Below are 10,368 nucleotides of genomic sequence, written 5' to 3' on the forward strand. Positions count from 1 at the left end.
ACCTGTTATTGGGTCTGACTGGCGTGCAGCATCTCCTACAAGCATAAGCCCATTGGCTATCGTTCTTTCGATAGTTCCACAAACAGGTACTCCTCCGATGACCATTTCGATGATCTTGGCATCAGGCATGTTCTTTTCCATGAAGGCATTAAGAAGATCTATGGGTCTGTCCTCTCCGGATTTGCTACCCAGTATACCTATTCCCACATTTGCCTTGTTGCCACCTTTTGGGAACATCCATACATAACCGGCAGGTGCTATCTCATTCCCAAGATAGAAATAGCAGAATTCCTGGTCAATATTGGCATTGCTCACAAGATATTGTGCACAGGTTTCCATGTCGGATGGTTTTACTGCTGTTTCAATACCTGCCCAACGTCCGACCTTTGATTCCATTCCGTCTGCGCCAATAACTATCTTTGAGCGCACTTCATGCATTTTCCCCAAATGCATGAGCTTTATTCCACAGACAGTATCATTTTCAATTATCAGGTCAGTTGCTCTTGTCTTGACCATAACCTCAGCGCCTGCTAATGCGCTTTCGTTAGCAAGTGCCCTGTCAAATATCTTCCGCTCGAGTACATAACCCACTTCCCCGCCTGACATCTCCTCTGCCATTTTGACCTTTGTTCCATCCGGGGAAATGATACATGATCCCTTTACGTCTGCACATATCCATCGTGGATCTGGTTCAATATGTTGTTTTAAATGAAATTTACCTACGCCTTCAGCGCATCTGATAGGATCGCCAATCTCCTGTCTTTTTTCGATCATCAATACGTCGAGTCCTTCCTTTGCTGCGGTTTTTGCAGCAATGGATCCTCCCGGCCCTGCGCCAACAACAATGACATCGTAGTGGTCTTTCATCTGTTCACCTCGATGGCTCCGAGCGGGCATATTTTCTGACAAATGCCACATCCAATACATTTATTGTCTACTTCTATCCATGTTTCGACAAGTTCCAGAGCTCCCGTTGGACATACTCCTACACATGCACCGCAGTATCCACATATATATTTATTTACACTGATGCTCATTGATTATCACCGAATAGTTCAGATGTGTTGCTATCATTATTACTTCCATTATAATATATGTTTCGTGGCATCCATTTTTCATAATGGTGATATTTATATGTTAGTACTTATAAGACGCTAAAAATAGTGGACAAGTTTTCTCTTTTAGGACAATAATACTACTATCAGTTATTTCAGGATCTATCTTTTGTTCGTATTGTATGTGGCTTTTGGCAATATTGCAGGTGATATTGCTAATAGTGCCGTACAAAACAACTTATACTATTTTCTTATGTTGGACGGAACGACATTTTGATATGTTCTAACAACAGTCCTTCTTTATATGCATCATATCATGGTCTACGTTACTGCGGGAAGTATGGATGAAGCTCGAATGTTGGGGAAAGAGCTGGTATCAAGGAATCTTGCAGCATGTGCTGATTTTCATCGTATGGACTCTGTTTACCGTTGGGGTGGTAAGATTGTTGAAGATCAGGAAGTTGCAGTCGTGCTAAAAACGATCTCTGAAAGATTTGATGAATTGAAAGAAACAGTAAGGTCGCTGCATAGCTATGAGCTTCCATGTATCGTCTGCTGGGATATTTCCGGGGATGAGGAGTATTTGCAGTGGATCTCAGATGAAACTGGAAAGCTTTGATAGGGGTGAGATCTTCACTCTTCCTTTTCCGGTCTCAGAACCGAACCGTTTCTCTGCATATTCTTTTGCCTTTCCTTTTCCGTGAAGCATGAGCTCAACAATATCATGGGGTTCATCGATATCGGTACTTGCAAGGAATGAATCGAATATGTGCATGCTCTTGTCGAGATCTTCAGTGATCTCACAATGGCTTGTGAAACTGCAATCGTGATATTTTACAGTGAACTCGTTCGGATGGCGTATGAACAGGATGTTAGTTCCTCCGCCTTTTCCCGGAACGATGACGACATCTTCTGAAACTGATGTTATCTTTCTGATATGGTCGCCGGTCACAAGGGGCAGGTCAGCCATGATTATCAATACGGGTTCGCTGGCATTTTGCAAGTATTCATTTATAGAATCGTTCAGTCCGGGTTCTGTGACAATGAGATCCCCCTTGAACTCCTTTGGAATTCCTTCCGTTGAGGTAGTGAGGATGTCTACAGTTGTCATTCCTGCATCGTTAAGGGCTTTAATGACATCTTCTAGCATAAGCTCTACGAACTCTTCTCTTTCTTCCTTTGAGAGGACTGGAGATAGCCTTGATTTTGCATTTTCGTTCTTATAAGGAATGACCGCTCTCATATTATATTTCCTCGTATAATGCATTCCTTAGCATCGGCTTGCGACCTGCACTTTTGATGATCCATTCCAGCTCTTCTGGTGATAGATATTCCCCATTCGCCCCTCCGGATGCCAGGGTGATCTGGTCTTCCATAAGAGTGCCTCCAAGATCATTTGCACCACAGGACAAAGCTACATGTGCAAGCTTCTTGCCAAGTTTTACCCAGCATGCCTGAAGGTTATCCACGTGTTTGTTGAGCAGTACTCTTGCAATAGCTATCATTTTGAGGTCTTCCATTCCGGTTGTCATAAACTTCCCTGAACGTAGCATCTCCTCTCCAACACTGTTGTTGTAGGGCATGAAAGGCATGGTTATCAGTTCGGTGAACGCACCGGTCTCTTCCTGTATATCACGTATTGTCAGTATGTGATCGAACCGTTCTTCCCAGGTCTCCACATGACCGTACATTATGGTGGCATTGGTGCGCAGGCCGACCCTGTGGGATGCCTTGATGGTCTCTATCCACTGGTCTGTTGTGATCTTATCCTCGCAGATGATCTTTCGTACACGGTCCACAAGTATCTCTGCGGATGTCCCGGTAAGTGTGCCCAGACCGCTTTTTTTCAGTTCGCTAAAGGCATCTTCGATAGGTGTTTTTGAAAGGGATGAAGCATAGTGGATCTCCATGGGTGAGAATCCATGTATGGTCATATTAGGATAGTTGGTGTGGATGCTCTTCACGATCTCATTATAGAATTCAAGGTCCAGTTGTGGAAGATAACCGCCCTGGATGCAGATCTCCACAGCACCGGCCTTTTCTGCCTGTCCGACCTGTTCAAGTATCTCTTCAATGGTCAGTATGTATCCTTTCTCTTCTCTGAAACCGCAGAAACCGCAGTGTCCCTTGCACATATTGGTGATGTAGATGTTCCTGTTGGTGACATAGGTCACTGTATCACCAACGGCTTCTTTACGCAGGTTGTCTGCGAGTGTGTAAAGTTCGAAGGGATTTACATCCAGAAGTGCAATTGCATCTTCCTTTGTTGCTTTTCCCCTGTGGGCCCGTTCAATGATCTCTTCGGGAATGGTCATTATCATATGCTCCTGTAAAGGGTGTCTCTCTGAACTGGTGTCCTTTCTGTGGCCCTTATGATCCATTCCAGTTCTTCCACAGAGATGACTTCTCCACTGGATGCTCCTGCTGATCTTGAAATACTTTCTTCCATGAGCGTGCCACCCATGTCGTTCGCACCACAGGACAGCGCCATTTGTGCAAGCTTCTTTCCAAGTTTAACCCAGCTTGTCTGTATGTTGTTGATGTGCGTATTGAGCAATATGCGTGCAATGGCATAGACCTTTAGGTCGTCTATGCCGGTGTTCATGAATCGGCCTTCTTCCAGCATTTTCTCGCCTATCGGGTTATTGTAAGGCATGAACGAAAGGGGTACGAATTCAGAGAAGCCGCCTGTCTCTTTTTGTATTTCCCTGATGGTGAGGATGTGGTCGATCCTGTCCTCCCACGTATCCACGTGGCCGTACATCATTGTTGCAGTGGTCTGAATTCCTATATTGTGGGCAAGGGTCACAGTGTCTATCCATTCCTGTCTTGTTAACTTGTCCGGGCAGATGATCTTTCGTACTTTGTCTACAAGAATTTCCGCTGCGGTTCCGGGCATTGTGTTCAATCCGTTATCCTTGAGCTTTTTCAGTGTTTCTTCGACTGAAAGACCGCTGGCCCTTGCAGCATGATTGATCTCCATTGGGGAGAAGCAGTGGGTGTGGAGGTGTGGATATTCGGACTTGACCGCTCTGAGAATATCAATATAGAGGTCTATATCTGCATTAGGTAGCAATCCACCCTGGATGCAGACTTCGGTCGCACCGGAAACATGGGCTTCCTTTATTTTTTCCTTTATCTGGTCAATGGAGAGTAGATATCCTTTTTTATCTTTGAATGCACAGAAACCACATGTTCCGATGCATATGTCCGTGAAATTGATGTTACGGTTGATGATGTAGGTGACGTTATCTCCAACGTTTTCAGCTCTGATCTGGTCTGCAAGTGCGAACAGTTCAAAGGGTTTTATTTTCAGTAGGGTAAGAGCATCTTCTTTGGTAGTAGTACCCTGATATGCTCTTTCTAAGATATCTTCGGGGATCATTGCTGCTTCCTCTTAAATCCGTTTTTATCAGTAAGTGTTTCTATCAGGTCGGAAAGGTTGCTGCTGTACCATCCTTTCTTTATATGCTGTGGGTATATGGGCAATCTTTCTCTAAGTTCTATTTCTTTTGTCATCCTTTGAAGCTCGATGACATCCGGCCACTCAGCTTCCGGATTTATCCAGTCAATGGTTGTGGGGGATACTCCTCCAAGGTCAGATGCGCCTGCTTTTATCAATATATATGGGTCGATAAGGTTTGGTGCGACCTGAACTGCAACATCATCCGGTAGTATTTCCCTTGCAATAGAAACGGTCTCTATCATTTCTTCCTTTGATGGTGGGGCATGGTCTGCCATTGGGGTATCAGGTTTTGGCATGAAGTTCTGTATGATGACTTCCTGTATGTGTCCGAATTCCCTGTGCATATCCGCAATGACATTGAGTGAACGTTTGCGGTCAGCCTTTGTTTCCCCGATGCCCACCAGTATGCCTGTGGTGAATGGTATCTGTAACTTTCCGGCGGTCCTTATCATCTCTATGCGGGTGGATGGGGCTTTTCCAGGAGATTCGGAATGTGCTTTCAGTTCAGCAGTGGTTTCCAGCATAAGGCCCATGCTTATGTTCAAAGGCTTTAATATCTCGAGCTCATGCTGGGTAAGGATGCCGGCATTGGTATGCGGCAGTAGTCCTATTTCTATAGCAAGCTCGCAAAGGTCCGCGACATACTCAACAGTGCTGGAATATCCAAGCTTTTCAAGTTCCAGTAGATATTCCGGAACTTCTTCAGCATATTCTCCAAAAACAAAAAGGGCTTCAGTACATCCTGCCTTTTCTCCTTTTTCAAGGATCTGCCTTATCTCTGATATGTTCATTAGGCGGGCTTCAGGATGTCCGGCATCGCGCCTAAAGGTGCAGTAGCCGCAATGGTTCCTGCAAATATTGGTAACAGGAATGAAAACATTGCGCGAGAATGTCACAAATTCGGGCATAATTGGTCAATGAATGAAGGATTTAGTACATAAGCTTAATTGAAGGTTCCAACTAATAGATTTTTGTTGGGAACTATCTAATATTCTTGAAATTGCCTGAAAATAAATAATAAAAAAGGAACGGGCGAAATGATCAATTTCCTTCGCCTAAAATGATGTTCATTGTATTTTTGACACCAAGGGCGACCCCTTCCACCTCGATCCCACCTTTGCCCTTTGCACCATCTCCGACCACATACAGTCCTTCTATCGGAGTGGTATTGCCAATATCGGTTCCTGATGAAGACCTGTTGACAGGCCAGCCGTCGTAATATGATTGTGCAAGAATTATCTCGTAGTCCTTGTTCGGGAATATTCTTTCGAGGTCCGCTATACCCATGTCGATCTCTTCTTCGATGTAAGGTATCCTGTCCCATTGCACTGTCTGGTGTGCCATGACCAGATGTTTTCCCCGGGGTGCGAGGTTTGGGTCGATGTTCGTGACCTCATTGATGCCATTTACTCTCTTTGCCGATGGTGTGAAAAGCACTCCTCCATGGCCTATGAGGGGTTCATTGGCAGCAAGACAGATCTTCACTCCGGCGGAGGGTTTTATCGTTCTTATCTTGTCAAGGTATTGCTCATATTGGGTTGTGGTGGGTGCATCTTTGCAAAGGTCATTTGTGAATGGGTGTCCAACATTGCTGATGACGATGTCTGACATATGTCTTTGTCCATCAATTAGCACGCCAACGGCCTTTCCGTTCTCCACCAATATCTCTGTGACCTCTGTTTTTGTCTCGATGCTCCCGCCGTTTCTCCTTACAACGTCTGCAAGGGCATCGGTGACTGCTTTACAGCCGCCTATCGGGACTCCCGGGCCTCCGTGTCGATAGAGGTTCTCGAATATCTCAAAGGCCTCTTCTACTGGGGTATCTGCTGCTTTCAGGCTCAGTGCCCAGCCACAGAACGAGTCTGCCATCTGATGGGCAATGGGCATGTTAAGGTTCTTTGTTATCCATTCTCCAAAAGAGCAGTTTTTAGGTGACCATTTTCTGGTCGAGAGTAATAATAATGCAAGTTTTATGCGGTTCCATGCTGAAAAGGTCGAACCGAACTTCCCAAATGGGACATCTTTGTATATTCCTTTCTCAAGGTCTTCATGTATTCTCATGAAGGCTGTATTATCCTGTCTTTCAATGATGACATCGGCATTGACCTCTTTGATAAGTTGTGCCAGGGGTCCGGTTGGTCCATGGGGTAGCATGTGAAGTGCACCGGTGGTCAATTGATAACCGTTGATGTTGAAGTTCGTGAACCTTCCTCCGATCATTGCGAGGCGTTCGAACACTTCTACTTCATAACCTGCTCCGGATAGTTTGGCTGCGCTGAGCAACCCTCCCAGTCCGGATCCGATAACGATGGCCTTCATTCATCTGCCTCAATCGCTTTCATGGGGCAATATGTTGCACATACGCCACAATTTACACATGTATCGGTGATGTGTGCCTTACTTTTTACGATGATTGCATCTATTTTACAAAATGCTGTACATTGGCCGCATCCAACACAGTTGTCGTTGATCTTCATGAATCTTCCTCGAGTTGGAGTTCTTTTAGTTCCTTAATAGTAAAAGTATTTTGTTCTAATTTATGGAAGTGTAATACAATATTTTGATGTTGTCTTATGTGTGTCCTGTAACATAAGCAATGTATTAATACTGATGCGTTCTATCTTTATTGTACTATTATGTGTGGGCGTATAGTTTTTTTGTTGGTCTGTTTTGTATTTGGCAATGTACTCTAATTATCATTATCAATAATGACAATCCTTTTATAGTAATATGTCAGATTATACTTTGGTGATATACATGTCCACGGAAACTATACAAGTAGTAGCTCGTAAAGACGGTGAAATGGTTTCGAAGAAGTTCAAGGCTGCGCCTTATGAATTTACTATCGCCACCCGCGCAAAGTGGAAGATGGTGATATCTGATGAGGACCTGGAACTTCGTGCTGGCGAATATAAGAAGATCGCAATTAAGGAAGTCACATTGGATGCTGACACACTTGCAATTCCATGTGCGTTCACTTATCATGCAGTTGCTTCCGTTCTGAAGGTCTCTTCAAAGGAAGGGAATTGCCTTGTTGAAAGTCCGCGTACCATCAATCATGCTTATGTATTCGGACAGGAGACCGGGAAGGTTAGGGCAGGGGACCTGCTTGGGGTATTGAATGTCTTCCCTATCATGTTCACAAGGGAAGCTATGAAACCTGTGCTTGTAAAATGAACTGATCCAAAGGGGGTTTTTAAATGGAAAAATGCGTGATCTGTGGGGAGGATCAGGATTTCAAGCAATATGAGGGCTATAATATCTGTACCTCCTGTGCCGATATCATGGAAGATGTGATGAGCGAGTATTTCATGAAAACGGTGAGTGATGCTACAAAACCGAAGGCGCATGAAGGCTATCTGCACTATCTTGATAGCACTAGTCGATATGTGAGTGATTACAAGAAGATCCTCTCTAAATCACACAAGTATACTGTAGATGCTTCTGAACGGGCAGATGATGCTCTTCATGAGACTAAGACGCCCTCAAAGCAGCGTTATTTTGAACGAATGCATGAGGTGCTTGATTGGCTTGAGAAGACGCCACAGTTCTATCATTATTATTTCAAGGAATATTATACCTGTCCGAGCTGTGATTCCTCAATCTTTGATATGTATGAAACTGAAGAAGTGGGTGAGTGGCTTGTGATGACTTGTTCCAATTGTGGCGAAATGGTCAAGAAGTATTACTCTCCAAAGATGATCTGATATTTGTAAAGCAGGTATATCCTGCTTTCTTTGACTTTTTTAAATTTTACTGAATACGTACTTTTGGTACTTGTAATAAGTTTAAATCTGCGTTTTTCTGCTAAATTTCTATTCAAAATCCGCACAGTCCTTCTATTCTTCTCCTGTTAATATTTCGTCATGTTTTGTTATGAATGTGTGTTTTTTGGAAATAGTTATATAGAGAATACTATATCTACGATTATTAATCTTCAGGTGATTCAATGTCAGTAATAATCGATAGTAGCAGTATTATCAATAGTTACATTCCGGTTGCTGTGTTTCTTGTTGTTTCGCTTCTGATGCCTCCGGCAACGATGGCTATGGTTAAGTTGGTAAGCCCCAGAAGCAAATCACCTAACAAATACACGACCTATGAATGTGGTTCAGATCCGTTAGGAGATGCGCGAATACAGTTCAATGTTGAGTATTATCTTTATGCGATAGCATTTGTTCTGTTCGATATCGAAGTTCTTTTCCTGTACCCATGGGCAATGATCTATCAGGGTACCTCTGTCGATATGGTAACAGCGATCGTTGAGATGCTTATCTTCATTTTTGTTCTGTTGTTCGGATATGCATACTTATGGAAGAAGGGTGCTCTTAAATGGATGAATTAAACGATAACGAAACAGTAGGGAATCAGGAGGAGTCTGTGGAAGAGATCCCCGGTGTAATCACCACCACTTCCATGGCTATCACTGAATTCTTGAAAAAGACAAAGGCCCAGGATGTAATTAACTGGGGTAGGAAGAACTCTCTGTGGTTCCTGACTCAGCCAATGGGTTGTTGTGGTGTGGAAATGATCGCTACAGGTTGTGCACACTATGATACTGACAGGTTCGGTATTATACCACGTAATTCCCCAAGGGCTGCAGATGTCATGATCATTAGTGGATATGTGACAAAGAAATACCTTCCTGCTCTTAATACGCTCTGGGAACAGATGGCTGCACCAAAGTGGGTAATTTGCATGGGTGACTGCTCTATTAGTGGTGGTCCTTTCTATGAATCTTACAGCACAGTGCAGAACATCGATAAAATGTTCCCTATAGATGTTTTTATTCCAGGATGTCCGCCAAGGCCGGAAGCCCTGCTTCAGGGATTCATTGAGCTTCAGAAGAAGATCATGGCCAAGAAGGACCATGGGACGGATTATTGAGGTGATCACATGGATGCAAAAAGCATTATTGATTCATTGGTTAATAAGTTCCAGGACTCCCTCGTGGATGCAAAAGTGGATTCTGATATCAGGGTCTCTGCTTATCTGGAACCGGAAAAGATCGTGGAAGTCTGCCAGTACATGAAAGATGAACTTTTATTTGATCATCTCTCAAGCGAGACTGCTGTAGATTATCCTAAAAGGAACGAGATCGTGGTTGTCTATCATATTGGTTCATACGACCACTCTGTTCTAATGACCATCAAAGTTAAGCTTCCTCGTGATGCTCCGGAGATCGAGTCTATAGTTCCTGTTTATTGGAATGCAAATTGGTATGAAAGAGAAACATACGAACTGTTCGGTGTTAAATTTAACAATCATCCCTACCTCAAACCTCTGGTCCTTCCAGATGAATTGATGGGAGATTGGCCTTTGAGAAAGGATTACGAAGGCTTCCCGAACAGAACTGCCAGAAATTTGGTGTGAGGGTATAAATATGGATGAAACAGTTGGCCCATCAGAAATGATCGTTCACCTTGGACCTCAACATCCGATGCAACCAGGACCATTTAGGTTAAACCTGAAACTTAAGGGTGAAACCGTGGTCGATGCTGATATCGAGTTGGGATTTATTCACAAGGGTATTGAAAAGATCTTAGAAAATAAAACGTACCTTCAAGGCATACCTATCGTTGACAGGATCTGTTATCTTACAGCAATGACAAACGAAGAAGCTTATGTCGGTGCTGTTGAAAAACTTGCAGACATTGAAGTTCCTGAAAAATCCCAGTATATCAGGGTTATTGTTGAAGAACTGTCAAGATTACAGAGCCACCTTCTTGGAATGGGTGAGTTCGGTGAGTTCATTGGTTTCGTATCAATGTTCATGTATACTATCAAGGAAAGGGAAGATATTCTCTCTTTGATGGACATGGTGACAGGAGCACGTATTACACACAC

At 43.6% G+C, this 10,368-nt stretch carries 15 protein-coding genes; 7 read left to right on the forward strand and 8 right to left on the reverse strand.

Translation table 11 applies throughout. The annotated features are described in order from the left end of the window. Together QAS77_RS07355 and QAS77_RS07360 are read right to left on the reverse strand one after the other, a co-directional pair. A partial coding sequence (locus tag QAS77_RS07355) for a geranylgeranyl reductase family protein (protein WP_305064706.1) occupies positions 1–867 on the reverse strand: 867 nt, incomplete at its 3' end. Next, on the reverse strand, positions 864–1,037 hold the full coding sequence (locus QAS77_RS07360; RefSeq protein WP_305064708.1) for a 4Fe-4S binding protein: 174 nt from the start codon (positions 1,035–1,037) through the stop codon (positions 864–866). The genes QAS77_RS07355 and QAS77_RS07360, both read right to left, overlap by 4 nt. 322 nt (positions 1,038–1,359) lie before the next feature. Between QAS77_RS07360 and cutA the strand changes: the two genes are divergently transcribed. Further along, positions 1,360–1,674, forward strand: a complete 315-nt coding sequence (gene cutA, locus QAS77_RS07365) for a divalent-cation tolerance protein CutA (RefSeq protein WP_305064710.1) — start codon at positions 1,360–1,362, stop codon at positions 1,672–1,674. On the opposite strand, the gene cofC is transcribed toward cutA, so the two are convergent. From cofC to QAS77_RS07395, 6 genes are all read right to left on the reverse strand, one after another. After that, a complete protein-coding gene (cofC, locus tag QAS77_RS07370; protein ID WP_250867613.1) occupies positions 1,651–2,298 on the reverse strand; it encodes a 2-phospho-L-lactate guanylyltransferase in 648 nt (215 codons plus the stop codon). The two genes, cutA and cofC, sit on opposite strands and share 24 nt — an antisense overlap. 1 nt (position 2,299) lies before the next feature. Continuing rightward, the gene (cofH, locus tag QAS77_RS07375; protein ID WP_250867611.1) at positions 2,300–3,370 is read right to left on the reverse strand and encodes a 5-amino-6-(D-ribitylamino)uracil--L-tyrosine 4-hydroxyphenyl transferase CofH; all 1,071 of its coding nucleotides are present in this window, start codon (positions 3,368–3,370) and stop codon (positions 2,300–2,302) included. A 2-nt stretch (positions 3,371–3,372) separates the two neighbouring features. Then, complete coding sequence (gene cofH, locus QAS77_RS07380) at positions 3,373–4,440, reverse strand: 5-amino-6-(D-ribitylamino)uracil--L-tyrosine 4-hydroxyphenyl transferase CofH (protein WP_305064712.1); 1,068 nt, start codon at positions 4,438–4,440, stop codon at positions 3,373–3,375. Next, positions 4,437–5,429: a 7,8-didemethyl-8-hydroxy-5-deazariboflavin synthase CofG gene (gene cofG / locus QAS77_RS07385; RefSeq protein ID WP_250867609.1), complete on the reverse strand. Its 993-nt coding sequence runs from the start codon at positions 5,427–5,429 to the stop codon at positions 4,437–4,439. The genes cofH (QAS77_RS07380) and cofG overlap by 4 nt, the downstream gene beginning before the upstream one ends. 133 nt (positions 5,430–5,562) lie before the next feature. After that, a complete protein-coding gene (locus QAS77_RS07390) occupies positions 5,563–6,840 on the reverse strand; it encodes a phytoene desaturase family protein (RefSeq protein ID WP_305064713.1) in 1,278 nt (425 codons plus the stop codon). Further along, entirely contained in the window at positions 6,837–6,998 is a 162-nt protein-coding gene (locus QAS77_RS07395; protein ID WP_250867607.1) for a 4Fe-4S binding protein, read from the reverse strand. The genes QAS77_RS07390 and QAS77_RS07395 overlap by 4 nt, the downstream gene beginning before the upstream one ends. A 280-nt stretch (positions 6,999–7,278) precedes the next feature. On the opposite strand from QAS77_RS07395, the gene QAS77_RS07400 reads away from it, so the two are divergent. The 6 genes from QAS77_RS07400 to QAS77_RS07425 all read left to right on the forward strand — a co-directional run. Continuing rightward, on the forward strand, positions 7,279–7,698 hold the full coding sequence (locus tag QAS77_RS07400) for a DUF22 domain-containing protein (RefSeq protein ID WP_250867606.1): 420 nt from the start codon (positions 7,279–7,281) through the stop codon (positions 7,696–7,698). Positions 7,699–7,721: 23 nt separating this feature from the next. Continuing rightward, a complete protein-coding gene (locus QAS77_RS07405; protein ID WP_305064715.1) occupies positions 7,722–8,228 on the forward strand; it encodes a hypothetical protein in 507 nt (168 codons plus the stop codon). Positions 8,229–8,470: 242 nt separating this feature from the next. After that, positions 8,471–8,866, forward strand: a complete 396-nt coding sequence (fpoA, locus tag QAS77_RS07410; RefSeq protein WP_011499360.1) for a F420H2 dehydrogenase subunit FpoA — start codon at positions 8,471–8,473, stop codon at positions 8,864–8,866. Continuing rightward, entirely contained in the window at positions 8,854–9,408 is a 555-nt protein-coding gene (gene fpoB, locus QAS77_RS07415) for a F(420)H(2) dehydrogenase subunit B (protein ID WP_305064717.1), read from the forward strand. The genes fpoA and fpoB overlap by 13 nt, the downstream gene beginning before the upstream one ends. A 9-nt stretch (positions 9,409–9,417) precedes the next feature. Then, positions 9,418–9,894, forward strand: coding sequence for a F420H2 dehydrogenase subunit FpoC (fpoC, locus tag QAS77_RS07420; RefSeq protein WP_250867602.1), 477 nt, complete (start codon positions 9,418–9,420; stop codon positions 9,892–9,894). A 10-nt stretch (positions 9,895–9,904) separates the two neighbouring features. Further along, positions 9,905–10,368, forward strand: a 464-nt coding sequence (locus QAS77_RS07425; RefSeq protein ID WP_305064719.1) for a nickel-dependent hydrogenase large subunit, incomplete at its 3' end; no start/stop codon positions are given.

The sequence above is a fragment of the Methanococcoides sp. genome, from assembly GCF_030594565.1.
Taxonomy (GTDB): Archaea; Halobacteriota; Methanosarcinia; order Methanosarcinales; family Methanosarcinaceae; genus Methanococcoides; species Methanococcoides seepicolus.

Excerpts from the sequence above, each read along its gene's own strand:
- QAS77_RS07360 (WP_305064708.1), bottom strand. The coding sequence starts at position 1,037 with ATGAGCATCAGTGTAAATAAATATATATGTGGATACTGCGGTGCATGT.
- cutA (WP_305064710.1), top strand. The coding sequence starts at position 1,360 with ATGCATCATATCATGGTCTACGTTACTGCGGGAAGTATGGATGAAGCT.
- cofC (WP_250867613.1), bottom strand. The coding sequence starts at position 2,298 with ATGAGAGCGGTCATTCCTTATAAGAACGAAAATGCAAAATCAAGGCTA.
- cofH (WP_250867611.1), bottom strand. The coding sequence starts at position 3,370 with ATGACCATTCCCGAAGAGATCATTGAACGGGCCCACAGGGGAAAAGCA.
- cofH (WP_305064712.1), bottom strand. The coding sequence starts at position 4,440 with ATGATCCCCGAAGATATCTTAGAAAGAGCATATCAGGGTACTACTACC.
- cofG (WP_250867609.1), bottom strand. The coding sequence starts at position 5,429 with ATGCCCGAATTTGTGACATTCTCGCGCAATGTTTTCATTCCTGTTACC.
- QAS77_RS07390 (WP_305064713.1), bottom strand. The coding sequence starts at position 6,840 with ATGAAGGCCATCGTTATCGGATCCGGACTGGGAGGGTTGCTCAGCGCA.
- QAS77_RS07395 (WP_250867607.1), bottom strand. The coding sequence starts at position 6,998 with ATGAAGATCAACGACAACTGTGTTGGATGCGGCCAATGTACAGCATTT.
- QAS77_RS07400 (WP_250867606.1), top strand. The coding sequence starts at position 7,279 with ATGTCCACGGAAACTATACAAGTAGTAGCTCGTAAAGACGGTGAAATG.
- QAS77_RS07405 (WP_305064715.1), top strand. The coding sequence starts at position 7,722 with ATGGAAAAATGCGTGATCTGTGGGGAGGATCAGGATTTCAAGCAATAT.
- fpoA (WP_011499360.1), top strand. The coding sequence starts at position 8,471 with ATGTCAGTAATAATCGATAGTAGCAGTATTATCAATAGTTACATTCCG.
- fpoB (WP_305064717.1), top strand. The coding sequence starts at position 8,854 with ATGGATGAATTAAACGATAACGAAACAGTAGGGAATCAGGAGGAGTCT.
- fpoC (WP_250867602.1), top strand. The coding sequence starts at position 9,418 with ATGGATGCAAAAAGCATTATTGATTCATTGGTTAATAAGTTCCAGGAC.